The organism is Microbacterium sp. X-17 (assembly GCF_039615055.1).
Genome location: NZ_JBDHNI010000001.1, coordinates 991405 through 1013828 on the forward strand (window position 1 = coordinate 991405; position 22424 = coordinate 1013828).

The 22424-nt window shown below is 71.9% G+C and carries 23 protein-coding genes; 15 read left to right on the forward strand and 8 right to left on the reverse strand.

What is annotated here, in order from left to right; genetic code table 11:
* Positions 1 to 188 precede the first annotated feature (188 nt).
* Positions 189 to 560 (forward strand): VOC family protein, encoded by a 372-nt coding sequence (locus ABCS02_RS04830; RefSeq protein ID WP_345834461.1) that lies wholly within the window; start codon positions 189 to 191, stop codon positions 558 to 560.
* A 196-nt stretch (positions 561 to 756) separates the two neighbouring features.
* Positions 757 to 1128, forward strand: a complete 372-nt coding sequence (locus ABCS02_RS04835; RefSeq protein WP_345834462.1) for a YchJ family protein — start codon at positions 757 to 759, stop codon at positions 1126 to 1128.
* 16 nt (positions 1129 to 1144) lie between these two features.
* Here ABCS02_RS04835 and ABCS02_RS04840 read toward each other — a convergent pair whose 3' ends face one another.
* The gene (locus tag ABCS02_RS04840) at positions 1145 to 3376 is read right to left on the reverse strand and encodes an Ig-like domain-containing protein (protein WP_345834463.1); all 2232 of its coding nucleotides are present in this window, start codon (positions 3374 to 3376) and stop codon (positions 1145 to 1147) included.
* A 148-nt stretch (positions 3377 to 3524) separates the two neighbouring features.
* On the opposite strand from ABCS02_RS04840, the gene ABCS02_RS04845 reads away from it, so the two are divergent.
* Genes ABCS02_RS04845 through ABCS02_RS04860 form a run of 4 tightly spaced genes read left to right on the forward strand, consistent with a single transcriptional unit; the run spans position 3525 to position 8030 of the window.
* Positions 3525 to 4178, forward strand: a complete 654-nt coding sequence (locus ABCS02_RS04845; protein WP_345834464.1) for a TetR family transcriptional regulator C-terminal domain-containing protein — start codon at positions 3525 to 3527, stop codon at positions 4176 to 4178.
* Entirely contained in the window at positions 4175 to 5431 is a 1257-nt protein-coding gene (locus tag ABCS02_RS04850) for an MFS transporter (RefSeq protein ID WP_345834465.1), read from the forward strand. The genes ABCS02_RS04845 and ABCS02_RS04850 overlap by 4 nt, the downstream gene beginning before the upstream one ends.
* Positions 5431 to 6705 carry an amino acid deaminase/aldolase gene (locus ABCS02_RS04855; protein ID WP_345834466.1) on the forward strand — a complete coding sequence of 425 codons (1275 nt, stop codon included), beginning with the start codon at positions 5431 to 5433 and terminating at the stop codon, positions 6703 to 6705. The genes ABCS02_RS04850 and ABCS02_RS04855 overlap by 1 nt, the downstream gene beginning before the upstream one ends.
* Positions 6702 to 8030: a D-arabinono-1,4-lactone oxidase gene (locus ABCS02_RS04860; protein ID WP_345834467.1), complete on the forward strand. Its 1329-nt coding sequence runs from the start codon at positions 6702 to 6704 to the stop codon at positions 8028 to 8030. Before ABCS02_RS04855 ends, ABCS02_RS04860 begins: the two co-directional genes overlap by 4 nt.
* A 145-nt stretch (positions 8031 to 8175) precedes the next feature.
* Here the strand turns inward: ABCS02_RS04860 and ABCS02_RS04865 are convergent, their stop codons facing one another.
* Genes ABCS02_RS04865 through ABCS02_RS04875 form a run of 3 tightly spaced genes read right to left on the reverse strand, consistent with a single transcriptional unit; the run spans position 8176 to position 10372 of the window.
* On the reverse strand, positions 8176 to 8910 hold the full coding sequence (locus tag ABCS02_RS04865; protein WP_345834468.1) for an ABC transporter permease: 735 nt from the start codon (positions 8908 to 8910) through the stop codon (positions 8176 to 8178).
* Positions 8907 to 9728 carry an ABC transporter ATP-binding protein gene (locus tag ABCS02_RS04870; RefSeq protein ID WP_345834469.1) on the reverse strand — a complete coding sequence of 274 codons (822 nt, stop codon included), beginning with the start codon at positions 9726 to 9728 and terminating at the stop codon, positions 8907 to 8909. Before ABCS02_RS04870 ends, ABCS02_RS04865 begins: the two co-directional genes overlap by 4 nt.
* 8 nt (positions 9729 to 9736) lie before the next feature.
* Complete coding sequence (locus ABCS02_RS04875) at positions 9737 to 10372, reverse strand: TetR family transcriptional regulator (protein WP_345834470.1); 636 nt, start codon at positions 10370 to 10372, stop codon at positions 9737 to 9739.
* A 152-nt stretch (positions 10373 to 10524) separates the two neighbouring features.
* On the opposite strand from ABCS02_RS04875, the gene ABCS02_RS04880 reads away from it, so the two are divergent.
* On the forward strand, positions 10525 to 11091 hold the full coding sequence (locus ABCS02_RS04880) for a LemA family protein (protein WP_345834471.1): 567 nt from the start codon (positions 10525 to 10527) through the stop codon (positions 11089 to 11091).
* 7 nt (positions 11092 to 11098) lie between these two features.
* Complete coding sequence (locus ABCS02_RS04885; protein ID WP_345834472.1) at positions 11099 to 11989, forward strand: M48 family metalloprotease; 891 nt, start codon at positions 11099 to 11101, stop codon at positions 11987 to 11989.
* Between the two features lie 6 nt (positions 11990 to 11995).
* Here the strand turns inward: ABCS02_RS04885 and ABCS02_RS04890 are convergent, their stop codons facing one another.
* Positions 11996 to 12424: a hypothetical protein gene (locus ABCS02_RS04890; protein ID WP_345834473.1), complete on the reverse strand. Its 429-nt coding sequence runs from the start codon at positions 12422 to 12424 to the stop codon at positions 11996 to 11998.
* A gap of 45 nt (positions 12425 to 12469) precedes the next feature.
* Positions 12470 to 13702, reverse strand: coding sequence for a crosslink repair DNA glycosylase YcaQ family protein (locus ABCS02_RS04895; protein ID WP_345834474.1), 1233 nt, complete (start codon positions 13700 to 13702; stop codon positions 12470 to 12472).
* Positions 13703 to 13845: 143 nt separating this feature from the next.
* Between ABCS02_RS04895 and ABCS02_RS04900 the strand changes: the two genes are divergently transcribed.
* The 7 genes from ABCS02_RS04900 (at position 13846) to ilvA (ending at position 21183) form a co-directional block, all read left to right on the forward strand.
* Positions 13846 to 14985: an ABC transporter substrate-binding protein gene (locus tag ABCS02_RS04900; protein WP_345834475.1), complete on the forward strand. Its 1140-nt coding sequence runs from the start codon at positions 13846 to 13848 to the stop codon at positions 14983 to 14985.
* Positions 14964 to 15947, forward strand: a complete 984-nt coding sequence (locus ABCS02_RS04905; RefSeq protein ID WP_345834476.1) for an ABC transporter permease — start codon at positions 14964 to 14966, stop codon at positions 15945 to 15947. The genes ABCS02_RS04900 and ABCS02_RS04905 overlap by 22 nt, the downstream gene beginning before the upstream one ends.
* Positions 15944 to 16771 (forward strand): ABC transporter permease subunit, encoded by an 828-nt coding sequence (locus tag ABCS02_RS04910; protein ID WP_345834477.1) that lies wholly within the window; start codon positions 15944 to 15946, stop codon positions 16769 to 16771. The genes ABCS02_RS04905 and ABCS02_RS04910 overlap by 4 nt, the downstream gene beginning before the upstream one ends.
* Complete coding sequence (locus tag ABCS02_RS04915; RefSeq protein ID WP_345834478.1) at positions 16768 to 17829, forward strand: ABC transporter ATP-binding protein; 1062 nt, start codon at positions 16768 to 16770, stop codon at positions 17827 to 17829. The genes ABCS02_RS04910 and ABCS02_RS04915 overlap by 4 nt, the downstream gene beginning before the upstream one ends.
* Positions 17830 to 17957: 128 nt before the next feature.
* Positions 17958 to 18545: a hypothetical protein gene (locus tag ABCS02_RS04920; protein ID WP_345834479.1), complete on the forward strand. Its 588-nt coding sequence runs from the start codon at positions 17958 to 17960 to the stop codon at positions 18543 to 18545.
* Between the two features lie 80 nt (positions 18546 to 18625).
* Entirely contained in the window at positions 18626 to 19864 is a 1239-nt protein-coding gene (locus ABCS02_RS04925) for an AI-2E family transporter (RefSeq protein ID WP_345834480.1), read from the forward strand.
* 50 nt (positions 19865 to 19914) lie between these two features.
* Complete coding sequence (ilvA, locus tag ABCS02_RS04930; RefSeq protein WP_345834481.1) at positions 19915 to 21183, forward strand: threonine ammonia-lyase; 1269 nt, start codon at positions 19915 to 19917, stop codon at positions 21181 to 21183.
* A 71-nt stretch (positions 21184 to 21254) separates the two neighbouring features.
* Here the strand turns inward: ilvA and greA are convergent, their stop codons facing one another.
* Entirely contained in the window at positions 21255 to 21746 is a 492-nt protein-coding gene (greA, locus tag ABCS02_RS04935; RefSeq protein ID WP_345834482.1) for a transcription elongation factor GreA, read from the reverse strand.
* A gap of 109 nt (positions 21747 to 21855) precedes the next feature.
* On the reverse strand, positions 21856 to 22272 hold the full coding sequence (locus tag ABCS02_RS04940) for a DUF4307 domain-containing protein (protein WP_345834483.1): 417 nt from the start codon (positions 22270 to 22272) through the stop codon (positions 21856 to 21858).
* Between the last annotated feature and the right edge of the window lie 152 nt (positions 22273 to 22424).

Sequence of the window (22424 nt, forward strand, 5' to 3'; positions counted from 1 at the left end):
GCTCGACGTCAGCGGTCGCGGTAGGGCGACTTCACCATCTGGACGATGGCGCCTAACGCGAGAGCGCCGCCGACGATGATGACCGTCCAGATGAATCCGATGAGCACGCCTTCCATGCGTCCAACCATATACGCGTCCGGGCCGGGCGTGGCTCTTGTCGGCCGGGCGACACGGGCGGAGGGTGGGGCATGATCCGGATCGGTTCCATCGTGTGGGGTGTGCGCGACCTCCCGCGCGCGGTCGCGTTCTGGTCGGCGGCGCTCGGCTACCGGCCGCTGCGGGAGCCGGACGTCGATTGGGCGATCCTGGTCCCCGTCGCCGGGGCGGGGCCGCAGCTCGCGCTCAAGCTCGTCGGTAGCGAGGCGAATCCCTCGCCGCGGCACCACCTCGACCTGTACGCCGACGATCAGGAGGCCGAGGCGGCGCGGCTGCGTGGGCTCGGGGCCGAAGACGTCGCGTGGGATTACGAGGAGGGCGCCGACTACGTGGTGCTCGCCGATCCGGACGGCAACCGGTTCTGCGTCGTCGCCGCCGGGGAGGCCGCCGCGTCCTCCTCGTGAGTGCGCGTTCCGGATGCCCGCTGCGCTGAGAGGTCCCTCAGGCCGCCCCAAGGGTGCACCCACCCGGGCCGTGCAGACTAGGTCCCGACACCCTTTCTGGTGAGGTGTCCTCCGACCCGGCTGGAGCCCGAGATCCCCCGACGCAAGGCTCCGGCCGGGTCCTTTATGCCCGCAGCGCGTCGGCTAGGCTCGCCGGGTGACCGACACACGATGCCCCTGCGGGAGCGGCGAGACCTACGCGAACTGCTGCGGTCCGCTGCACGCCGGAGCCCCGGCGCCGACCGCCGAGCGGCTGATGCGGTCGCGGTTCAGCGCGTTCGCGCTCGGGGACGCCGCCTACCTGCTCCGCAGCTGGCACCCGTCCACCCGCCCGGAGGCCCTCGACCTGGACGACGGTCTCCGCTGGTACCGGCTGGACATCGAGTCGACCGAGCGGGGAGGCCCGTTCGACGCGGACGGCGTCGTGGCGTTCACCGCGTACTACAAGGGCGCCGAACGCGGCAGCCTGCACGAGGTGTCCCGGTTCGTCCGGGAGGGCGGCGACTGGTTCTACGTCGACGCGCTCTGAGCGCGTGCGGGCAGCGTCAGCGCACGGGCTCCACGTACCGCTCCCACAGCCACACCGACAGCGCCACCGCCGCGAACACGACCGCGATGACCACGACGGCGACGACCCCGGCCCCGGTCTCGGCCAGCGACGACACGGGCAGCAGCAGGGCGAACAGCACCGTATAGACCACGAGTGCCATCGCCAGCCAGAGCGGCCGCGACCACCGCAGGACGGCGCGCCCGGCGAGGCGGCCGAACGGCAGCAGCGCGAGGGCGGTCGACCCGATCGCGACCAGGGCCACGGCGTTCACCAGCTCCACCAGGAACGCCGAGACAGCGCCGGACGGGGTCGGGAGGACGCCCACGGTCAGCCAGGCCAGCACACCGAAGGCGGCGACCGCCGAGAGCTGGACGGCGGCGGTCCGCCCGCGTTCGACGCGCCCCAGCCCTTCCGGGAGCACCGCCCCGAGCACCAGGCCGAACAGCAGGGCGGGCTCCAGGCCGAGCAGCCGTGAGCCGATCGCGGCCGCCGCGACGATCACGAGGAGGCCGGGCCGCACGACCGTCCGCGCCACCGCCACGCCCAGGTGCCGGGTCATGCCGCGCGCGGAGAGGACCCAGATCGCGTTGACCCCGACGATCGCGAGCGAGACGGCGACCAGGAGGCGGACGTACGCGGAGGCGTCGTGGACGGAGGTGGACAGCGTCACGAGCGTCGCCGCGGCCACGCCGACGACCGGCGCGAGCCAGACCGGCTGTCTGCCCTCCGCGGCTGCGCCGTCCGGAGCGGCGTGCGCCCCGCCGCCCGGGACCGCCGCGCGCCCGCCGAGCAGCGCGTCCGCCTCGCCGAGCTCCGCGGCGGCCCGGTTGCGGCCGAAGATCGAGGCGCGCTCCGCTCCCTGCTCCCGCGGGCGCGCCAGCGACACGACGAGGAGCCGCGCAGGCAGCACGAGCAGCAGCAGCGCGGCGACCGCCAGCCCGACCGAGCGCAGCCAGCCGGGCAGCGACGAGGCCGTGACGACCGGCGCCGAGGCGGTCGTGAACGGGGTGGAGGTCCAGCCCTTCGTGTTCGGGTGCGTCGGCGCGGCCGGCGCGGAGGGTGGGGCCGTGGTCGTCGGCGGCACCGCGGGCGCCGGCGCCGGGTTCGGGGCGGGACTGGTCCGGTTCGGCGGCGGCGTCGTCGCGCCGCCTGCGGCCTCCACCGTGACGGCGACGGGGTTGCTGCCCGCGCTCACATTCCCCGCGGCGTCGCGCTGCAGCGCGGAGGCCAGGTAGTCGCCCGCGGGGAGGGTCGCGGCGCACGACCAGGCGCCGCCGGCGACCGTCGCGGTGCAGGCCACGGTCGTGCCCGCGGAGGTGCTGGCGTAGACGGACACGGTGGCGCCCGACTCGCCGGCGCCGCCGAAGCCGATCGTGCCGCCCGCGGCGACCGACGTGCCCGGCGCGGGCGAGCTGATGGTCGGCGCCGGCGGGGCGACGGTGTCGACCACGACGCCCACGGCCGGGCTCCGGGCCGATCGCGTGGATGAGAACGGGGCCACCTGGGTGGCGGTGACCGTGTGCCGGCCGTCGCCGAGCCCCGGGAGGACGCAGCCCCAGTTGCCCGCGCTGTCCGCGGGGAACGTGCACGAGGCGCCGGTCTCGGCGGTCACCGTCACCGAGGCGCCGGGGTAGGCCGTGCCGCGGACGCCGCCTCCGCTGGTCCCGCCCGGAGCGGACACGATCGTCGGCGGCGAGAGCACGTCGACCCTTCCGCTGCTGGCGAGTCCGCTGGAGCGGGAGACGGCGCGGACCGGCACGCCCGGACCGTCAGGGAGGCGCTGCAGGGCGCAGCGGAAGGTCCCGTCGGCCGCAGCGGTCACGGTGCAGGCGCCGGCGGCGCTCGCCGAGGAGCCGCCGGAGACGTCGATGACGTCGCCGGGGTCGGCGGTTCCGGACACGGTCAGCGGGAAGGTCGTGACCAGGCCGCTCGGCAGCGGGTCGAGTGTCGGCGGCCCCGGCGTCGGTGTCGGGGTCGGGGTGTCGGCCGGTGCGGAGTTGTCGGCGGGTGCGGTCGCGTCTGCGAGGGACGAACCGGTGACCTCCGCGGGTGCTGTGCGGGTGGGAATGCTGCGGGACGCGCTGGATGCGGAGCCGGTCTGTGCCGACGCCGGAGGGGCGAGCCCCGCGATCGACCCGACGGCGAAGGCGAGCGCGCCGACCACGAATCCGGACAGCACAGCGACGACCAGCCCGGTCGCCCCCCTGGGCCGGACTGGTGGAGACACGTCCGACGTAAATACCCGCATTCCACCCCATTTGAGGGGCAGGACACGCCTCCTGTCAAACCACCGGGCCGGATTTACGGCATACTGACAAGTGGGTCAACTGTCCCACTCCGCGCGAGGACGCGCGACGGCACCGTGAGGAGCTTCGATGACGCGCATCGCCCCGGCAGCACGGCGCGCCTCGCTGGTGCAGGCGGCCCTGCGGGTGATCGCGCGGGACGGCGTGGCCGCCGCCACCACCCGGCGCATCGTCGCCGAGGCCGGGATGCCGCTGGCCAGCTTCCACTACGTCTTCGCCTCCCGCGACGAGCTGATGGCCGAGCTCGTGAGCACCGTGGTGGCGGGGGAGCAGACCGATCTGGAGCCCGCGCTCGACCCCGCGACGGCCCCGCTGGAGCTCCGCGCCGCGATCCGCTCCGGCCTCCAGCACTACCTCGACGGCGTGCGGGCCGACCCCGACCGCGAGAAGGCGATGTTCGAGCTGACCCAGTGGGCGCTCCGCGAGCCCGGCTTCGCACCGCTCGCCCGCCGTCAGTACGACCGCTACTACGAGCTCGCCGAACGCGCCGCGCGCGACGCCGCCGAGCTGACCGGCAGCGCCTGGAGCCTCCCCGTCGCCGAGGTCGCCCGGCTGCTGGTGACCCTCACCGACGGCCTCACCATCGCCTGGCTGGTGACCCGCGACGACGCCGCGGCCGAGCGCAGCCTGGACTTCGCCGCGGACGCGCTCGCCGCGCTCGCCGACGCCCCACGACCCGTCCCCGCCCCCTCCGCCCCCGACCCGAACGCAGGTGCCCGATGACCCACACCTCGACGCCGGCCGTCTTCGCCGAACCCACCCGACGCGTCCCCGGCCGCTGGATCGCGGCCTTCGCCGTCGCCTGGCTGGGCGTGTGGATGGCGCAGCTCGCGCCCATCCAGAAGCTGCTGCCCGACCAGGTGCAGGCGCAGCTGCACACCACCTACTGGGTCGACAACGTCGTCGCCTTCGGCATCATCTCCGGCATCTCCGGCGTCTGCGCGATCGTCGCGTACCCGCTGACCGGTGCGCTCTCCGACCGCACCACCAGCCGGTACGGTCGCCGGCGCCCGTGGGTCGCCGGGGGAGCGGCGCTGTTCGCGGTGTCGCTCGTCCTGCTCGGCCTCCAGACCACCATGGTCGGGATCGGCGTGTTCTGGTCGCTCGCGCTCACCGGGTTCTGCGTGCTCACGGCGGCGCTGACCGCGACCATCTCCGACCAGGTGCCGGTCGGCCAGCGCGGCTACGTCTCCGGCTGGATCAGCGCCCCGCAGGCGATCGGGATCATCCTCGGCGTCTCACTCGTCACCTACGTGTTCGTCGGCGCCCTGGTCGGCTACACCGCGATGGCCGTGCTGCTGGTGCTGCTCGTGCTGCCGTTCCTGTTCCTCCCCGACGCGGTGCTGCCGCCGCACCTGCGTGAACGGATGACGTTCCGCGGCGTGATCGAGGGGCTCTGGATCAGCCCGCGCGAGCATCCCGACTTCGGCTGGACGCTGCTGAGCCGGGTGCTGGTGAACTTCGGCAACGCGTTCGGGACGTCGCTGCTGCTGTACTTCCTGGAGTTCGGGCTCCACGACAAGCACGCCGACGACGACCTCCTCGTGCTGATCCTCATCTACATGGTGTTCGTCATCGTCGCCTCGCTCGCGCTCGGTCGGCTCTCCGACCGGCTCGGGAGGCGCAAGGCGTTCGTGTTCGTGTCGTCCGCGCTTCAGGGCGTCGCCGCGCTGCTGCTGGCGTTCGTTCCGGAGCTGTCGGTCGCGATGGTCGCGGCGGGCCTGCTCGGCCTCGGCTACGGCTGCTTCCTCTCCGTGGACCAGGCGCTCGCCACCCAGGTGCTGCCCGACCCGGAGAACCGGGGCAAGGACCTCGGCATCATGAACATCGCGACGGCCGTGCCGCAGGCGATGGCGCCGCTGTTCGGCGCGGGGATCGTCGCGGCGCTGGGCGGGTTCGTCGGGCTGTTCGTGCTCTCCGGGGTATTCGCGTTCGCGGGCGCTCTCGCGGTCGCACGGGTGAAGGCGGTGCGCTGATGACCACGATCGAGCTGACCGCCAAGCCGTCCGCCGCCGAGCGCACCTGGACGACGCCCGACGTGTTCTGGCCCGCGCTGAGCGCCGCGACCGCCCGCCTCGACCCGGCGTTCGGCGTGCTGCACCTGCCCGCGCTGCGCCACAACACGCACGACATGCTCCGCCGCGCCGCGGGCAAGCCGATCCGGGTGGCCTCCAAGTCGGTGCGGGTGCGCGCGGTGCTGGACGCCGTCCTCGCCCTCCCGGGCTACGCCGGCGTGCTCGCCTACACGCTGCCGGAGGCGCTGTGGCTGGCCGAGGGCGACGCCGAGCACGCGCCGATCGAGGACGTCGTGGTCGGCTACCCGACCGTCGACCGCGCCGCGATCGCGCAGCTGGCCGCATCGCCCGAGCTGGCCTCCCGCGTCACGCTCATGGTCGACTCGGTCGCGCACCTCGACCTCATCGACGCGGTCGTCCCGCCGGCGCAGCGGGAGACGATCCGGCTCTGCCTGGAGCTCGACTCCTCCTGGGACGCCCCCGTGCTCGGCCACGTCGGCGTCTACCGCTCGCCGCTGCACAGCGTCGAGACGGTGCGCACGGTCGCGGAGGCGATCGTGCGGCGTCCCGGCTTCGCGCTGGTGGGGATGATGGGCTACGAGGCCCAGATCGCCGGGCAGGGCGACAACCCGCCCGGGCGTCCGGCGTGGGGCGCGACGCTGCGCTGGATGCAGAAGAACTCGCGCGAGGAGCTGATCGCCCGCCGTGGGGAGGCCGTGGCCGCCGTGCGCGCGATCGCGGACCTGGCGTTCGTGAACGGCGGCGGCACCGGCTCGCTGGAGTTCACGTCCTCCGACCCGTCCGTGACCGAGATCGCCGCCGGGAGCGGGCTGTTCGGCGGTCACCTGTTCGACACCTACCGCGGCTTCCGGCCCGCGCCCGCGGCGTCGTTCGCGCTCCCGGTGGTGCGCCGCCCCGACGAGCGCACGGCCACGCTGCTCGGCGGCGGCTGGATCGCCTCCGGCCCTCCCGGACCCGACAGGCTCCCGAAGATCGAGTGGCCGACCGGGCTGTCGATGGTCGACCGCGAGATGGCCGGCGAGGTGCAGACCCCGGTCACGGGTGCGGCGGCGGGCATCCTGCGCGTCGGGGACCGGGTCTGGCTGCGGCACACGAAGTCGGGCGAGCTCAGCGAGCACGTGGACGACTTCCACCTGGTGGACACGGTGGAGGGCCGTTCCGCGGTCGTCGGCTCGGTGCCGAGCTACCGCGGCGAGGGGAAGGTGTTCCTGTGACCGCGAACGGAGCCGTCTGGCGCAACGGTGTCTGGCGTAACTGGGGCCGCAGCGAGTCCATCCGTCCGCAGCGCGTCGAGCGCCCGCGCGACGCCGAGGCCGTCCAGCGCGCGGTCGTGGCGGCGGCGAAACAGGAGATGCGGATCAAGGCGGTGGGCGCCGGGCACAGCTTCACGGGGATCGCCGCCGCACCCGGCGTGCTGCTCGACCTGGAGGACGTCAGCGGCGTCCTCGACGTCGACCTCGAACGCGGCCGGGTGCGCCTGGCCGCAGGCACGCGCCTCCACCAGCTCCCGCGGCTGCTGCGCCCCTACGGGCTGGCGCTGCAGAACATGGGCGACATCGACCGGCAGACCATCGCGGGGGCGACCTCCACCGGTACGCACGGAACGGGCGGCTCCTTCGGCGGCCTGGCGACCCAGATCGTCGCGGTCACGCTCGTCACCGGGACCGGCGAGCTGCTGACCGTGAGCGAGGACGAGAACGCCGACCTGCTGCCCGCGGTCCGCCTCGGCCTCGGTGCGCTCGGGGTCATCGTGGACATCACCGTCCAGTGCGTCCCGGCGTACCTGCTCAAGGCGGTCGAGCGTCCGGAGCCGCTGCAGCAGGTGCTCGACAGCTACCTGGAGCGCTCGGCGCGCGAGGACCACTTCGAGTTCTACTGGTTCCCGCACACCGAGACCGGCCTGACCAAGACGAACACCCGGCTGCCGCTCACCGAGCCGCGCGCCCCGCTGTCGGCGGCCGGACGCTGGCTGGACGACGAACTGCTGGCCAACGGCGTCTACCGCGGCGTCTGCGCGGTCGGGACGGTGGTGCCCGGCATCATCCCGCCGTTCAGCCGGCTCGCCCAGAAGCTGACCGGGAACCGGGACTTCACCGACCACTCGCCGCGGGTGTTCGTCACCAACCGCGGCGTGCGCTTCCGCGAGATGGAGTACGCGCTGCCGCGGGAGGCCGTGCCCGGCGCGCTCGCCGAGGTGAAGGCCCTCATCGAGCGGAGGGGCTGGCGCATCTCGTTCCCCATCGAGGTGCGCTCGGCGGCGGCCGACGACAACTGGCTCTCGACGGCGCACGGCCGCGAGACCGGCTACATCGCGGTGCACCGGTACTACCGGGAGGACCCGACCGAGTACTTCGCCGCGGTCGAGGAGATCATGACCGCCCACGCCGGCCGCCCGCACTGGGGCAAGCTGCACACCCGCGACGCCGAGTCGCTGCGCGACGCCTACCCCCGCTTCGACGCGTTCCTCGCCGCCCGCGACCGCCTCGACCCCGACCGCCGCTTCGACAACGCCTACCTCCGCCGCGTCCTCGGCCCCTGACCGCCGCCGAGGCGGCGCATAATCGGCCGCCTCGGCGTCTCCAGCCCCACTTTGCGCCGCCTCGGCGCAGCGCCCGACCGGCGAGGCGGCGGAAAATGCGCCGTCTCGGCGCGTTCGGGGCGAGTTTGTGCCGCCTCGACGGGGGCTAGGGGGTGCGGCGTTGGAGGGTGAGGGCTCCGACGACGACGGCGGCGACGGCGAAGCCGCCGATGATGAGGAGCTGGCCGCCGATGTACGCGGCGTCGTGCGAGTCCGTGGAGACCGCGTTGAGCGCGTCCACCGCGTGCGAGAGCGGCAGCCAGTCGCTGATCTGGCGGAGGCCGTCCGGGAGCTGGTCGCGCGGGATGAAGATCCCGCCGAGCAGGATCTGCGGGAACACGATCACCGGCATGAACTGCACCACCTGGAACTCGGTGCGCGCGAACGCGCTCGCGAACAGGCCGAGCGTGCTGCCGAGCACCGCGTCGGTGACCGCGACCGCCACCATCAGCCAGGGGTCGCCCTTGATCTCCAGGCCGCACACCCACACGGCGTAGCCGACCGCGACCAGCGACTGGACGATCGCGAGCAGCCCGAAGGCGAGGGTGTAGCCGAGGATGAAGTCGCCGCGGCCGAGCGGCATCGACAGGAGCCGCTCCAGCGTGCCGGTGCGGCGCTCACGCAGCGTGGTGATGCTGGTGACCAGGAACATGACGATGAACGGGAACAGCGCCACGATGGCCGGCCCGATCGTGGCGAACACCGGCGTGTCCGTGAAGATCCAGGCGACCAGGCCGATCAGGAGGCTCGGCACGACCACCAGCAGGCCGATCGTGCGCGGGTCGTGCCGGATCTGGGTGAGCACGCGGCCGGCGGTCGCGAGGGTGCGGGTGGGGTTCATCGCGCGGCCTCCCCGTGCTCGGTGCTCTCGTGCTCGCCGTCCTCGGTCCCTTCGCCGATCGCGTGCCGCGGGTGATGCCTGCGCAGCAGCGTCAGGAAGGCGCCCTCCGCGTCCGCCGCGCCGGTCTCGGCGAGCAGCTCCTCCGGGGTCGTGTCCGCCAGGATCGCGCCTTCCCGCATCAGCAGCAGCCGGTCGCAGCGGGTCGCTTCGTCCATGACGTGGCTGGAGATCAGGAGGCTGGTGCCGCCGTCCGCGAGCCGGTGGAACAGCGTCCAGAGCTCGACGCGCAGCAGCGGGTCGAGGCCGACCGTCGGCTCGTCCAGCACCAGGAGGTCGGGGGAGCCGAGCAGCGCCGCGGCGAGCGAGACCCGGCTGCGCTCGCCGCCCGAGAGCGTGGAGACGAGCCGCCCGGCGTTCGGGCCGAGGTCCGTCGCCTCGATGGCGCGCTCGACGTCCGCCTTGCCCGCGCCGAGCACGCTGCGGAAGTACGCCAGGTTCTGCCGCACGGTCAGGTCGTCGTAGACGCTCGCCGCCTGGGTCACGTAGCCGACCCTGTGCCGCAGGGCGACCGAGCCGGCGGGCTGGCCGAGCACCTCCACCCGGCCGCCTGCGACGCGCTGGACGCCGACGATGGAGCGCATGAGCGTCGTCTTGCCGCAGCCGCTCGGCCCGAGCAGGCCGACGACCTGACCGCGCGGGATGTGCAGGTCGAGCCCGTCGAGCACGGTCGTCCGGCCGCGCTTCACGCGCAGCCCGTCGATGACGACGGCGGCGTCGCTGACGACGTCGTCGCGCACGGAGGACGATGAATTCATCATGTGATGAATTATTCGCCTGGACCGCGCCCTCCGTCAATATCCCCGAACAGATGCCACTGGATGACCGGCCCCACCCGGCGCGCCAGCTCGTCGGGGGCCGCGCTCGCGACCGGCTGGAGCTTGAGCGCGTAGCGCGTCATCATCAGCCCGACCACCTGCGACGCGGCCAGGTCGGCGCGGAGGTCGGCGTCGTCGGAGTGCGTCAGCGCTGCCAGCCGGGCGAACACCTCGCGGGTGAGGAACTCGCGCAGCATCCGCGTGCCCGGACCGCTGCTCAGCACCGTCCGGAGGATGAGCACCATCCGCCCGGCCGCCCGCTCGTCCTCCAGCTGGGTGAGCAGGTAGCGCACCAGCGTCTCGCCGACCTGCTCCCTGGGTGCGCCGAGGACGACGTCCAGCACCCGGTCGGGCCGCAGCGGAGCCTCCAGCGTGGCCGCGAACAGCTCGGCCTTGTCGTCGAAGTAGTGGTGCACGAGCGCGGAGTCGACGCCGGCGCGGCGCGCGACGGCGCGCAGCGAAGCCGCCTCGTAGCCGCGCTCGGTGAACTCGTCGGCCGCCGCGCGCACGATGGCCGAACGGGTGGAGGCCGCCCCGCGCTCCTTGCGCGGCCGGCCCCTCCTGCGGCGTTCGGCGAGCTCACTCACGAGTGCCATTGTGCACCCCGGACCTGGTGCCCTGTCCATCCGCATTGCGGTTGCTTCGAGTGTGATGGGAAGCCCGTGGGAGGCGCATCCGTCCCGGTTAGGATGCTGTTCAGCGCAGTCGATCGGCGCATACACGCTTAGGAGTTCCCGCAATGGAATGGCTCATTCCGGTCATCATCGTCGTCGTGCTCGTCGCGATCATCGGAATCTACTTCTGGGCAACGTACAACTCGCTCATCACGCTCAAGGTGCGGGTGGACGAGGCGTGGAGCGACATCACGGTGCAGCTCAAACGTCGTGCCGACCTCATCCCGAACCTGATCGAGACGGTCAAGGGCTACGCCGCGCACGAGCGCGGGGTCTTCGAGTCGGTGACCAAGGCCCGCGCCGAGACGCTGTCGGCGCAGACGCCGGGCGACGCGTCCGTGGCCGAGGGGCACATGCAGACCGCGCTGAAGAGCATCTTCGCCGTGGCGGAGGCCTACCCGCAGCTGCAGGCGAGCCAGAACTTCCTGCGCCTGCAGGCCGACCTGGTCGACACCGAGGACAAGATCCAGGCCTCGCGCCGGTTCTACAACGGCGGCGTGCGCGAGTTCAACACCAAGATCCGGGTGTTCCCGAACAACCTGTTCGCCCGCCGTCTCGGCTTCAGCGAGCGCGAGTTCTTCGAGGTCGACAACCTGGCGGCGATCGCCGAGCCGCCGCGCGTTCAGTTCTAGGGCGTCGATGTACAGGGCAATCGCCAGGAACAAGCGCAACACCGTCTTCATCATCCTGCTGTTCCTGATCCTCATCGGTGCGCTCGGCTGGCTGTTCTCGGTCATCTACAACAGCTGGGCGATCCTGGCCTGGGTCGGGATCGGCGCGATCGTCTACGCCGTGTTCCAGTACTTCATGGCCTCCAGCCAGGCGCTCAGCATGTCCGGGGCCGTGCCGATCACCAAGGCCGACAACCCGCGGCTCTGGAACGTCGTGGAGAACCTCTCGATCACGACCGGGACGCCCATGCCGGCGGTCTACATCATCAACGACCCGGCGCCCAACGCGTTCGCCACCGGTCGCGACCCGCAGCACGCCTCCGTCGCCGCGACCACCGGCCTGCTCGACATCATGAACGACGCCGAGCTGGAGGGCGTCATGGCGCACGAGCTCGGTCACGTGCGCAACTACGACATCCGGCTGTCGATGATCGTGTTCGGGCTGACCGTCGCGATCGGGCTCATCGCCGACATCTTCGTGCGGATGGCGTTCTTCGGCGGCAACAACCGCAACAACAACAACGGCGGCGGTGGCAACCCGATCGTGCTGGTGTTCGGACTCGTGGCCGCGATCATCGCGCCGCTGGTCGCGACGCTCGTGCAGCTCGCGGTCTCCCGCCAGCGCGAGTACCTCGCCGACGCCACCGGGGCGATGACGACGAGGCACCCGGACGCGCTCGCGAGCGCGCTGCTCAAGCTGCAGGACTACGGCCGGCCGATGCGCCGCCAGAACAGCAGCATGGCGCACCTGTGGATCGCGGAGCCGCTCCGGCCCAGCCTGATGAGCCGGCTGTTCTCGACGCACCCGCCCATCCCCGAGCGCGTCGACCGCCTCGAGAAGATGGGCTCCACCTTCTAGGCGCGGCTACGCCTCGGCGGCCTCCAGTTCGGCGGTGCCGGTGTAGCGGTAGCGGACGCGCGTGCCGACGGCGCGCTCGTCCAGCGGGCGCCACTCGGTGCCGGCGTTGTTCGCGCCGTCGACCACGTCGATGTCGCGGATGAGGTCGGCGGGGGCGCCGTCGCGGTAGCCCGTGATGACCTCCGCGTAGACCGTGGAGTCCGGGTTGAGCAGCACGGCGATGTAGTGGCTCGACTCGCGCACGTCGTCCGTCGTCACCCACATGCGGTTGTCGAACTGCACGTGCGCGCGGCCGTCCGGTCCCCGTTTCACACCCGTCACGATGCCGTCGAGCCAGCGTTCGCCGTCGCGGTACGCGAAGAGCTCGCGCATGGGCTGTTCGTAGTCGGCCTCGTCGGCCCCGTCGGCGTCCAGATACTCCAGCGGTGAACTCATGTCCCGCACCTTACCCCCGCACCCCGCGCTGCCGCGAGGGCGGCGTCAGAAGGCTGTGGGCGCGGCCAGGGCGAGCTCCGCAGCGAGCATGGGCGCGAGGTCGCCGCGTGCGCCCTCCGCCACCTCCACGCCGCCCAGGCCCTGCCAGGCCGCGGTCTCGCCAAGCAGCGGGACCAGCCGCTCAGCCACCCGTCCGCCGTCGCCGGCCTCCGTCCACGCGGACTGCACCCGGAGAACGCCGGCCTGGCGGTCGCTCTTCAGGTCGATGCGGCCGACCAGCTCGTCGTCCAGCAGGATGGGCAGCGAGTAGTAGCCGTACACCCGCTGCGGGGCGGGCGTGTAGATCTCGATGCGGTAGTGGAAGCCGAACGTCCGCAGCGCCCGGTCGCGGAACCAGACCACCGGGTCGAACGGCGACAGCAGAGCGGCGGCGTCGATGGTGCGCGGCCGGCGCGCGTCGCGGTGCAGCCAGGCCTTGACCGGGCGGTCGCCGGCCCCGGTCCAGCCCGCCACCTGCACCGGGACGACCTCGCCCGCGTCCTCCAGCTCCTGCATCGCGACGGCGACGGCCGGGCCCTTGAGCCGGTAGTAGTCGGCGAAGTCGCGGAGCGTGCCGATGCCGTGGGCGACGGCCGAGCGGCGCATCAGCTCGCGGATGGCGTCGGCGTCGCTCACTGTGCGGTCGAGCACGCTCGATGGGAGGACGTCGTCCACCAGCCCGTACCGGCGCTGGAAGCGCGTGCGCCCGGCGATGGCGACCTCCCCGAACAGGAACATCCGCTCCAGCGCCCGCTTGACCTCCGACCAGCCCCACCACGGCCCGGAGCGGCGATTGGCGTCGTGCTCGATCTCGCTCGCCGCGAGCGGACCCTTGGCGGCGAGCTCGCTGCGCAGCCAGGACAGTGTGGAGTCGTGCGCGGCGAACCACGCGTTGCCGGTGCCGTAGCGCTCGCGGTACTGGCGCATCCGCCAGCGGAACAGCGACCAGTCCTCCTTGCGCACGAAGGCGGCCTCGTGCGCCCAGTACTCGGTGTGCGGTCCGCGCGCGTCGAAGGTCAGCCGGTCGAGCAGGGTGCGGTCGTAGGCGCCGAGCCGGGCGAACGCCGGGAGGTAGTGGCTGCGCTCGAACACGTTGACCGAGTCGATCTGCAGCAGGTTGATGCGGTCGATCAGCCCGTTGAGCTGACGCGTGCCCACCACCGCCGGGCGCGGGCGCCCGAAGCCCTGGGCGGCGAGCGCGATGCGGCGCGCGAGGGCGGGGGAGAGCTGTTCGACCACGGATCGACCTTAGCGGCAAGGTCCGACACTGCACGTTCACCGAGTGGACACTTCCCGCTGGCCCACTGGTATCCCGGCCTCCCTAGCGTGGCGACGAGCCGGTTCGCACAGCCCGGCTGTCAACCCGACCTGGAGGACATTCCGTGATCAACACGCGCGCCCGCATCGCCGGACTCGCCGCCGCGGCGACCGTCGTCGCCCTCTCGCTCGCCGCCTGCTCCGGCGGCGCCGACGCCAGCAGCCCCACCGCGAGCACCTCGGCCGCCACGGCCACCGACGTCGCCTCCGCCGGCGGCATGGCCGCTCTCGTCGCCGCCGCGAAGAAGGAGGGCAGCCTCAACATCATCGCGACGCCCGGCGACTGGGCCAACTACCAGGAGATCTTCGACGGCTTCACCAAGAAGTACGGCATCACGATCAACCCGAGCCAGGACAGCGCCTCCAGCCAGGAGGAGATCGACGCCGCCAAGAAGCTGAAGGGCCAGGACACCGCTCCCGACACCTTCGACATCGGCTCGTCCGTCGCGCTCGCGAACACCCAGTACTTCGCGCCGTACAAGCCCACCGGCTTCGCCGACATCCCGGCCGCGCAGAAGGAGAAGGACGGCCTCTGGAAGGTCGGCTACTACGGCGTCATGTCGGTCGGCTACGACGCGAACAAGATCAAGACCGCGCCGAAGTCGTTCTCCGACCTGCTGAAGCCGGAGTTCAAGGGCGCCGTCGCGCTCAACGGCAACCCGACCCAGGCCGCGGCCGCCGCGGGCGCCGTCGCGTACGCCGACCTGCAGAACGGCGGCACGCTCGACGACCTGACCAAGGGCATCGACTGGTTCACCAAGCTGAAGGCCGCGGGCAACTGGGACGCCGCCGACGGCAAGCCGAACACCATCGCCTCGGGCGAGACCCCGGTCCTGCTCGACTGGTCGTTCAACCAGAAGGGCTACACCACCTCCGACACCATCAAGTCGGGCGGCGTGAACTGGAAGTACACCGTGCTCCCCGGCACCGCGTACGTCGGCTACTACAACCAGGCCATCAACAAGGACGCCCCGCACCCCGCGGCCGCGCGCCTGTGGGAGGAGTACCTCTACAGCGACGCCGCGCAGAACGCCTGGCTGAAGGGTGGCGCCTACCCGGCGCGCGTCGACGCGATGCAGAAGGCCGGGACGCTCGACACCAAGGAGTTCCCGGGCAAGCTCGACAAGGTGGCCGTGATGACGGACAAGCAGGCCACCGACGCCGGCACGCTCCTCAACGCCAAGTGGGCCAACGCGGTCGGCTGATGACCGAGACCATCGCCGCACCCGCGGCCGACGCTGCCGCCGGGATCGCTTCGCGCGACTCCCGGCGGCAGCCGTCGTCGGCTTCCCCGTCCGGAGCCGGGAGCCGACGCCGACCGCGTGGCCTCGCCGCCGCACTCGGCCTCACCCCGTTCGCCCTCTACGTCGTGATCTTCCTCGCCGTCCCCACGCTCGTCGCGGTGGGCAGCGGCTTCGTGGACGGCGAAGGCCGCTTCACGGTGTCCAACCTCACCGGGCTCACGGAGCCCGCCATCGCCGGCTCGTTCTTCGGCGCCTTCTGGCTGTCCGCAGTGACCGCCATCGTCGGCGCCGTGGCCGGGGCCGCGCTCTGCTTCGCGATGCTGGGCGCCCGCCCGGGCGGCGTCACGCGCTCGCTCGTCGGCTCCGCCAGCAGCGTGCTCGCCCAGTTCGGCGGCGTCATGCTCGCGTTCGCCTTCATCGCGACCATCGGCGCGCAGGGACTCGTCACCGTCCTGCTCCGCAACGCCTTCCACGTCAACATCTACGCGAACGGCGTCTGGCTCTACACGGTGCCCGGACTCATCCTCCCGTACCTCTACTTCCAGATCCCGCTCATGGTCATCACCTTCCTCCCCGCGCTGGAGGGCCTGCGCCCGCAGTGGCTGGAGGCGACCGCCACGCTCGGCGGCACGCGCTGGACCTACTGGACCCGCGTCGGCGGCCCGATCCTGCTGCCGTCGTTCCTCGGGAGCCTGCTGCTGCTGTTCGCCAACGCCTTCTCGTCGTACGCGACCGCCGCCGCCCTGGTCGGCCAGGCCAACAACATCGTGTCGCTGCAGATCCGCCAGGCGCTCATCTCGGAGACCGTGCTCGGCCGCGCGAACCTGGCCGGCTCGATGGCGCTCGGGATGCTCGTGGTGATGATCGTCGTGATGCTGGCCTACTCGGCGCTCGTGCGCCGGACCGCGCGGTGGCAGCGATGAGCGGGGGCGCTCCGCTGCGGCTCGGGCCCGGCCCGGTCGTCCGCACCGTCATCTGGGTGGTCCTCGGCGCGTTCTTCCTCATCCCGCTGCTCTCGATGCTGGAGTTCACCCTGCGCACCGCGAAGCCCGGCGTCTACAGCGTCGACCGCTGGATCGCCGTCTTCGGCGGCGGGACCACGCGCTACGACCGCGTGTACCAGGGCCTCGGCAACTCGCTCGTGCTCGCCGCCGTGACGGTGGCGATCGTGCTGCTGGTGCTGCTGCCGACGATCGTGCTGGTGGAGCTGCGCTTCGCGAAGCTGCGCCGCCTGCTGGAGGCCGTCTGCCTGCTCCCGGTCATGATCCCGGCGATCGTGATGGTGGTGGGGCTGGCGCCGACCTACGCGGTCGTGACCGGCGTCTTCGGATCGGGGGCGTGGACGCTCGCGTTCGCCTACGGCATCACGGTGCTCCCGTACGCGTACCGCGCCCTCCAGAGCAACGTCGCCGCCGTGGACATGGTGACGCTGAGCGAGGCCGCCCGGTCGCTCGGCGCGGGCTGGGGCACGGTGTTCTGGCGCGTGCTCACGCCGAATCTGCGCCGCGGCATCCTCGCCGCCTCCGCGCTCTCGATCGCGGTCGTGCTCGGCGAGTTCACGATCGCGTCCCTGCTCAGCCGGGTGAACCTGCAGACCTCGCTGCTGCTGGTCTCCCAGTCCGACCCGTTCGTCGCGGTCATCTTCGCGCTGCTGGCGCTGGTGTTCGCGTTCGTCCTCCTCGTCGTCGTCGACCGCGTCGTCGGCGCCCGCCGCCGTGCGCGGCGTCCTGTGAAAGGCACTCCATGACCGTCCTCGAATCCACCGTCGCCGGCGCCCGCGTCGGCTCCACCGTCGAGCTGGACGGGGTCGTGCGCGACTTCGGCGGCGGCGCCGGCCTCGCCGGGTTCTCGCTAGCGGCGAGCCCGGGGGAGTTCATCGCCCTGCTCGGGCCGTCCGGCTGCGGCAAGACCACCGCGCTGCGCGCGCTCGCCGGACTGGAGCGCGTCGACTCCGGCCGCGTCCTCATCGACGGCCGGGACGTCACCGACGAGCCGACGAACCGGCGCGACCTCGGGATGGTGTTCCAGTCGTACTCGCTGTTTCCGCACCTGACCTCCGGCCAGAACGTGGAGTTCGGGCTGCGGATGCGCAAGGTCGCGGGCGCCGAGCGGCGACGTCGGGCGGCGGAGGCCCTCGACCTGGTCGGGCTCGACCACCACGCCGACCGCTACGCCCACCAGCTCTCCGGCGGGCAGCAGCAGCGCGTGGCACTCGCCCGCGCGCTGGTCACCGAGCCGCGCGTCCTCCTGCTCGACGAGCCGCTCTCCGCGCTCGACGCGAAGGTGCGGGTGCAGCTCCGCGAGGAGATCCGCCGCATCCAGACCGAGCTCGGGATCACGACCTTCTTCGTGACGCACGACCAGGAGGAGGCGCTCGCCGTCGCCGACCGTGTCGCGGTCATGCGCGCGGGTGCGATCGAGCAGATCGGCACCCCGGAGGAGCTGTACCACCGCCCGGCGACCGCGTTCGTGGCCGAGTTCGTGGGCCTGACCAACCGGATGCCCGGCACAGTCGCGGACGGCGTCCTGCGCGTCCTCGGGCAGACGGCGCCGCTCGCGTCGCCCGCGCCCGACGGGCCGGTGGTGGCGTACGTGCGCCCCGAGGACCTGCTGCTGGCAACCGACGGCGTCCCGGCCGAGGTGCTCACCACGAGCTTCCTCGGCGCGCTGCGGCGCACCCGGGTGCGGCTCGCGGACGGCTCCGAGGTGGCCGTCCAGCACGCCGCCCGCGACCTCCCCGTCGCTGGCGAGCGCATCCACCTGGCCCTCGCCGGCACCCCCCTCACCGTCACTCCCGCCCCGTAACCCGCCCCGCCGCCCGCCGAAGGGCACGTAGACGCCCCTAAAACGCCGTTTTAGGGGCGTCTACGTGCCCCTCGAGATCAGTGGAGGCACGGGTGTGCGAGGCCGGACGGCGTTCTAGAGTAATTCTCATGTCTGGTATCGTCCCGGGGGCGGACGCCGAGTACTCGGACGCCATCGACCCCTCAACCTTCGTGAAGACCCTCTCGCCGAGTGACCTGGTCACTCGGATCCGTCCGGGCGACATCCACTGGTGGCCGCCCTTCTTCTTCCCCATCGACACCATCAGCCCGACCCACACGGTCGGCAAAGGCCGCACCAACCTGACGCTGATCGCGTCGGACATCATGCAGACCGACACGACCGGCACGCCGTACGCGTCGTTCAGCTTCCGCCAGGTCCCGTCCGGCGGCCCGGGCGTCTCCGTCCACTTCGACCCGGGAGCGTACGGGGCCACCGCGGTCGCGAGCTACGTCGTGGAGTTCCTCATCGCCACGAGCGGGCCGGTGTCGCTCACGGTCGGCGGGTACGCGGGCGCGGGCAGCGTGACCGGCGCCGGCGCGAAGACCGTGAACGGCAATGTGTCGGTCTCGGTCGGACTCAACAACGTCCCGCCGGGTCAGGTGACCTACGCCTCGATCCAGCAGACGTCCTCCGGGCCTGCCTGGCAGTGGTTCTCGACCTCCATCGAGCACCCGCCGCTGGTGTTCGAGCCCTGATCCGTGACGCGGCCCGGCCACTTGAACGATCCTGAGCGATCCTTCAGGATGCGCCGGGCCGCGCACCTAGACTGACGGGCATGGCAGACAGCGACGCTCCGGCACCGCAGAACCCGTCCGTCCCGCCGGCCCGGGCGCGCTTCCTGAAGCGCCGGCGCGACCTCGCGGCCCGGGTCGAGGAGGCCGCACCGGTCGACGCGTCCCTGCCGCGCGGCGTGCGCCTGGCCGGGGCCTGGTCGTGGCGCCTGCTCGTCATCGGCGCGGTGATCGCGGTCGTCGTCTTCCTCATCGTCCAGCTCCGGCTGATCGTCGTCCCCGTGCTGGTGGCGGTGCTCCTCGCCGCGCTGCTGGTGCCGTTCAAGGACGTCCTCATCCGCCACCGCTGGCCGCGCTGGCTGGCCATCGTCGCCACGCTGCTGACGCTGATCGTGGTCGTCGGCGGCCTGTTCTACCTGGCGATCTGGCAGGTCACCCGCGAGAGCCACGAGCTCCAGACGCAGTCGGTGGCGGCGTTCGACCAGTTCCGCACCTGGCTGACGACCGGCCCGCTCGGCCTGACGACGGAGCAGATCGACGGCGCCTTCCAGTCGTTGTGGTCGTCGCTGCAGCAGGACAGCCAGGTCTACATCTCCGGCGCGCTCTCGATCGGCTCCACGCTGGGCCACGTGCTCACCGGCGCGCTGCTGACGGTGTTCAGCGTGCTGTTCATCCTCATCGACGGCCGCAGCATCTGGGGCTGGATGGTGCGGATCTTCCCGAAGAACGCGCGGGCCGCGGTCGACGGGGCGGGCCAGGCCGGCTGGCAGACCCTCCGGAACTTCGCCAAGGTGCAGGTGCTCGTCGCCTCCATCGACGCGCTCGGGATCGGCCTGGGGGCGTTCTTCCTCGGGCTGCCGCTGGTGCTCCCGATCGCGGTGCTGGTGTTCCTCGGGTCGTTCATCCCGATCGTCGGCGCTGTGCTCACGGGCACGCTGGCCGTGTTCGTCGCGCTCGTGTTCAAGGGCTGGGTCTTCGCGCTCATCATGCTGGCCGTGGTGCTGCTCGTGCAGCAGATCGAGGGCCACGTCCTCCAGCCGCTCATCATGGGAACCGCGGTGAAGGTGCACCCGCTCGCGGTCGTGCTGGCGGTGGCGGCGGGCTCGCTGCTGGCCGGCATCCCGGGCGCGCTGTTCGCCGTGCCGTTCGTCGCGGTGCTCAACGTGATGGTGCACTACGTGTCGTCCGGCGCGTGGCGGTCGACGCCGCCGGAGGCAACGGCGGCTCCGGAGGGCGCGATCTGGGAGACGGTGCCGCGCCCGCGCCGTGCCCCGCGGACGTAACGATCGCACGCATACATTCAGCGGTATATGACCACGAGTAGGCTGTGCGAGTGGATACCGCGACCGATCCGACGCGCACCCCGTTCGCAGGCCCCGGCCTCGACGAGATCGAGGCCGCGCGCGCGATCGTGGCCCGGGTCGCCCAGCCCACGCCGCTGGAGACCTCCCGGTACCTCACCGACGTGCTCGGCGCTCCGGTCGTCCTCAAGTGCGAGAACCTGCAGCGCACCGGCTCGTACAAGATCCGCGGCGCGTACCACCGGCTCTCCAAGCTGAACGCGGAGGAGCGGGCGCGCGGCGTCGTCGCCGCCTCCGCGGGCAACCACGCGCAGGGCGTCGCGTTCGCCGCCCGCGAGCTCGGCATCCACGCCACGATCTTCATGCCCGTCGGCGTGGCCATCCCCAAGTTCCAGGCGACGCGCGCGTACGGCGCGGACGTCGTGCTCAGTGGCAGCATCGTGGACGAGACCCTCCGGGCCGCCGCCGACTTCGCCGCCGAGACCGGCGCGGTGCTCATCCCGCCGTTCGACCACCCGGACGTGGTGGCCGGGCAGGGCACCCTGGGACTGGAGATCCTTGACGAGGTGCCGGACGTCCAGACCATCGTCGTGCCGATCGGCGGCGGCGGGCTCATCTCCGGAGTGGCCAGCGCGGTCAAGCAGCGCGCCGCCCGCGAGGGACGCACCGTCCGCGTGATCGGCGTGCAGGCGGCCAACGCCGCCGCCTACCCGGCGTCGCTCGCGGCGGGGGAGCCGACCGAGATCGCCGTCGTCGGGACCATCGCCGACGGCATCGCGGTCAGCAGGCCGGGCGCCCTCAACTTCGAGATCATCCGGGACGCGGTGGATGCCGTGGTCACGGTCACCGAGGACGACATCGCCCGCGCGCTGCTGGTGCTGCTGGAGCGCGCGAAGCTCGTGGTCGAGCCCGCCGGCGCGGTCGGCGTGGCCGCGATCCTCGCCGGACTCATCCCGGCGGACGACGCGGAGCGGCCGGTGGTCGCCATCCTCTCCGGCGGCAACATCGACCCACTGCTGATGCAGCGCGTCATCGCCCACGGCCTCGCCGCCTCCGACCGCTACCTCCGGCTCTCGATCATGCTCCCGGACCGGCCGGGACAGCTCGCGCGCATCGCCGAGATCCTCGCCGGGGTCAACGCCAACGTCGTGGAGGTGCTGCACACGCGGCACGGCAACGGGCTCCAGCTCAGCCAGGTGGAGCTCGACGTCTCGGTGGAGACCCGCGGCACCGAGCACCGCGAGCAGGTCATCCAGGTGCTGCGCTCCGCCGGCTACGACCCCGTCCTCGAAGAGGAATAGCAGAAACCGCCGAGTCCGCAGATAGTCTGCGTACTCGGCGGTCTCCGGCTGATTTCGGGCGTACTCGGCGGTTACTGGCCGGTGTAGGTGTCGACTTTGGAGATCGTGACCGGGATCTGGCGGCCGTTGGGGGCGGTGTACTCGGTCTTGTCGCCGACCTTGAGGCCGAGGATGGCGGAGCCGAGCGGGCTCTGCTCGCTGTAGACGGGGAGGTCGGTGCCGGCCGCGATCTCACGGTTGCCGATCAGGAAGACGCTCTCGTCGCCCGCGATGGTCGCGGTGATGACGGTCCCGGGCTCCACGACGCCGTGGCTCTCCGGCGCCTCGCCGACCGTGGCGCTGCGCAGCAGGTTGGTGAGCTGCACGATGCGGGCCTCGATCTTGCCCTGCTCGTCCTTCGCGGCGTGGTAGCCGCCGTTCTCCTTGAGGTCGCCCTCCTCGCGGGCCGCCTCGATGCGCTTCGCGATCTCGTTACGGCCGTTGACGCTGAGCTCCTCGAGTTCGGCCGAGAGACGGTCGTACGCGTCCTGGGTCAGAAAGGTGACCTGAGACTCCTGGGACATGATGAACTCCTTCGCGCCTGCACGGAATTTCCCGCTTCGGCTGATGGCCGGCTGGCGCCGGTGGGTAAAGTAGACGCCCCGGCCTCGGCCGGGGCGTATCCAGAGAATGTTAGGTCAGCCAGCAGGTGTTAATCAAACCCGTGTTGCTCTGCGAGATGGTCCGGATCGTCTCGTTGTACGTCGTCACACGGGAATCGGAGCCGGGATAGGTCACGATCCGCCAGCCCACGATCGCGTAGTCCTGGTTCAGGGCCTGCAATGCGCAGGTGACGCTCTCGCCCGGCTTGGTGTTGATGGTGAAGGTGATCCGCACATGGTGGGCGTCGGGGATCACATAAGCGGTGTCGGTGGTCTGCAGGTCGGCCTGGTTGTTGTCCCAGCCCGCCCAGAACACCCACGCGGTCACCACCGCGAGCACGGCGACGGCTCCGCCGATCAGCAGCCAGCGGTCGCGGCGGCGGCGCTTCGGGGTGCGGCCGTAGCGGGATGCGAGGGTCTCGGACGGCGCCTCGGTCACGCGTGCCATGTACTCGCCGTCCGCCTCTCAGTGGCATCGTTCAGGCCCGCCGTCGGGGCGACGGTAGGCTGAGACAAGACTAGGAGACGAAGCTGTGAATCGCGCTTCGCGCCTCCCGAACCACCCGATCCGAAAGCGAAGCCCGCCATGCGTCAGAACGA

Excerpts from the sequence above, each read along its gene's own strand:
- ABCS02_RS04830 (WP_345834461.1), top strand. The coding sequence starts at position 189 with ATGATCCGGATCGGTTCCATCGTGTGGGGTGTGCGCGACCTCCCGCGC.
- ABCS02_RS04845 (WP_345834464.1), top strand. The coding sequence starts at position 3,525 with ATGACGCGCATCGCCCCGGCAGCACGGCGCGCCTCGCTGGTGCAGGCG.
- ABCS02_RS04850 (WP_345834465.1), top strand. The coding sequence starts at position 4,175 with ATGACCCACACCTCGACGCCGGCCGTCTTCGCCGAACCCACCCGACGC.
- ABCS02_RS04855 (WP_345834466.1), top strand. The coding sequence starts at position 5,431 with ATGACCACGATCGAGCTGACCGCCAAGCCGTCCGCCGCCGAGCGCACC.
- ABCS02_RS04865 (WP_345834468.1), bottom strand. The coding sequence starts at position 8,910 with ATGAACCCCACCCGCACCCTCGCGACCGCCGGCCGCGTGCTCACCCAG.
- ABCS02_RS04870 (WP_345834469.1), bottom strand. The coding sequence starts at position 9,728 with ATGATGAATTCATCGTCCTCCGTGCGCGACGACGTCGTCAGCGACGCC.
- ABCS02_RS04880 (WP_345834471.1), top strand. The coding sequence starts at position 10,525 with ATGGAATGGCTCATTCCGGTCATCATCGTCGTCGTGCTCGTCGCGATC.
- ABCS02_RS04885 (WP_345834472.1), top strand. The coding sequence starts at position 11,099 with ATGTACAGGGCAATCGCCAGGAACAAGCGCAACACCGTCTTCATCATC.
- ABCS02_RS04890 (WP_345834473.1), bottom strand. The coding sequence starts at position 12,424 with ATGAGTTCACCGCTGGAGTATCTGGACGCCGACGGGGCCGACGAGGCC.
- ABCS02_RS04910 (WP_345834477.1), top strand. The coding sequence starts at position 15,944 with ATGAGCGGGGGCGCTCCGCTGCGGCTCGGGCCCGGCCCGGTCGTCCGC.
- ABCS02_RS04915 (WP_345834478.1), top strand. The coding sequence starts at position 16,768 with ATGACCGTCCTCGAATCCACCGTCGCCGGCGCCCGCGTCGGCTCCACC.
- ABCS02_RS04920 (WP_345834479.1), top strand. The coding sequence starts at position 17,958 with ATGTCTGGTATCGTCCCGGGGGCGGACGCCGAGTACTCGGACGCCATC.
- ABCS02_RS04925 (WP_345834480.1), top strand. The coding sequence starts at position 18,626 with ATGGCAGACAGCGACGCTCCGGCACCGCAGAACCCGTCCGTCCCGCCG.
- greA (WP_345834482.1), bottom strand. The coding sequence starts at position 21,746 with ATGTCCCAGGAGTCTCAGGTCACCTTTCTGACCCAGGACGCGTACGAC.
- ABCS02_RS04940 (WP_345834483.1), bottom strand. The coding sequence starts at position 22,272 with ATGGCACGCGTGACCGAGGCGCCGTCCGAGACCCTCGCATCCCGCTAC.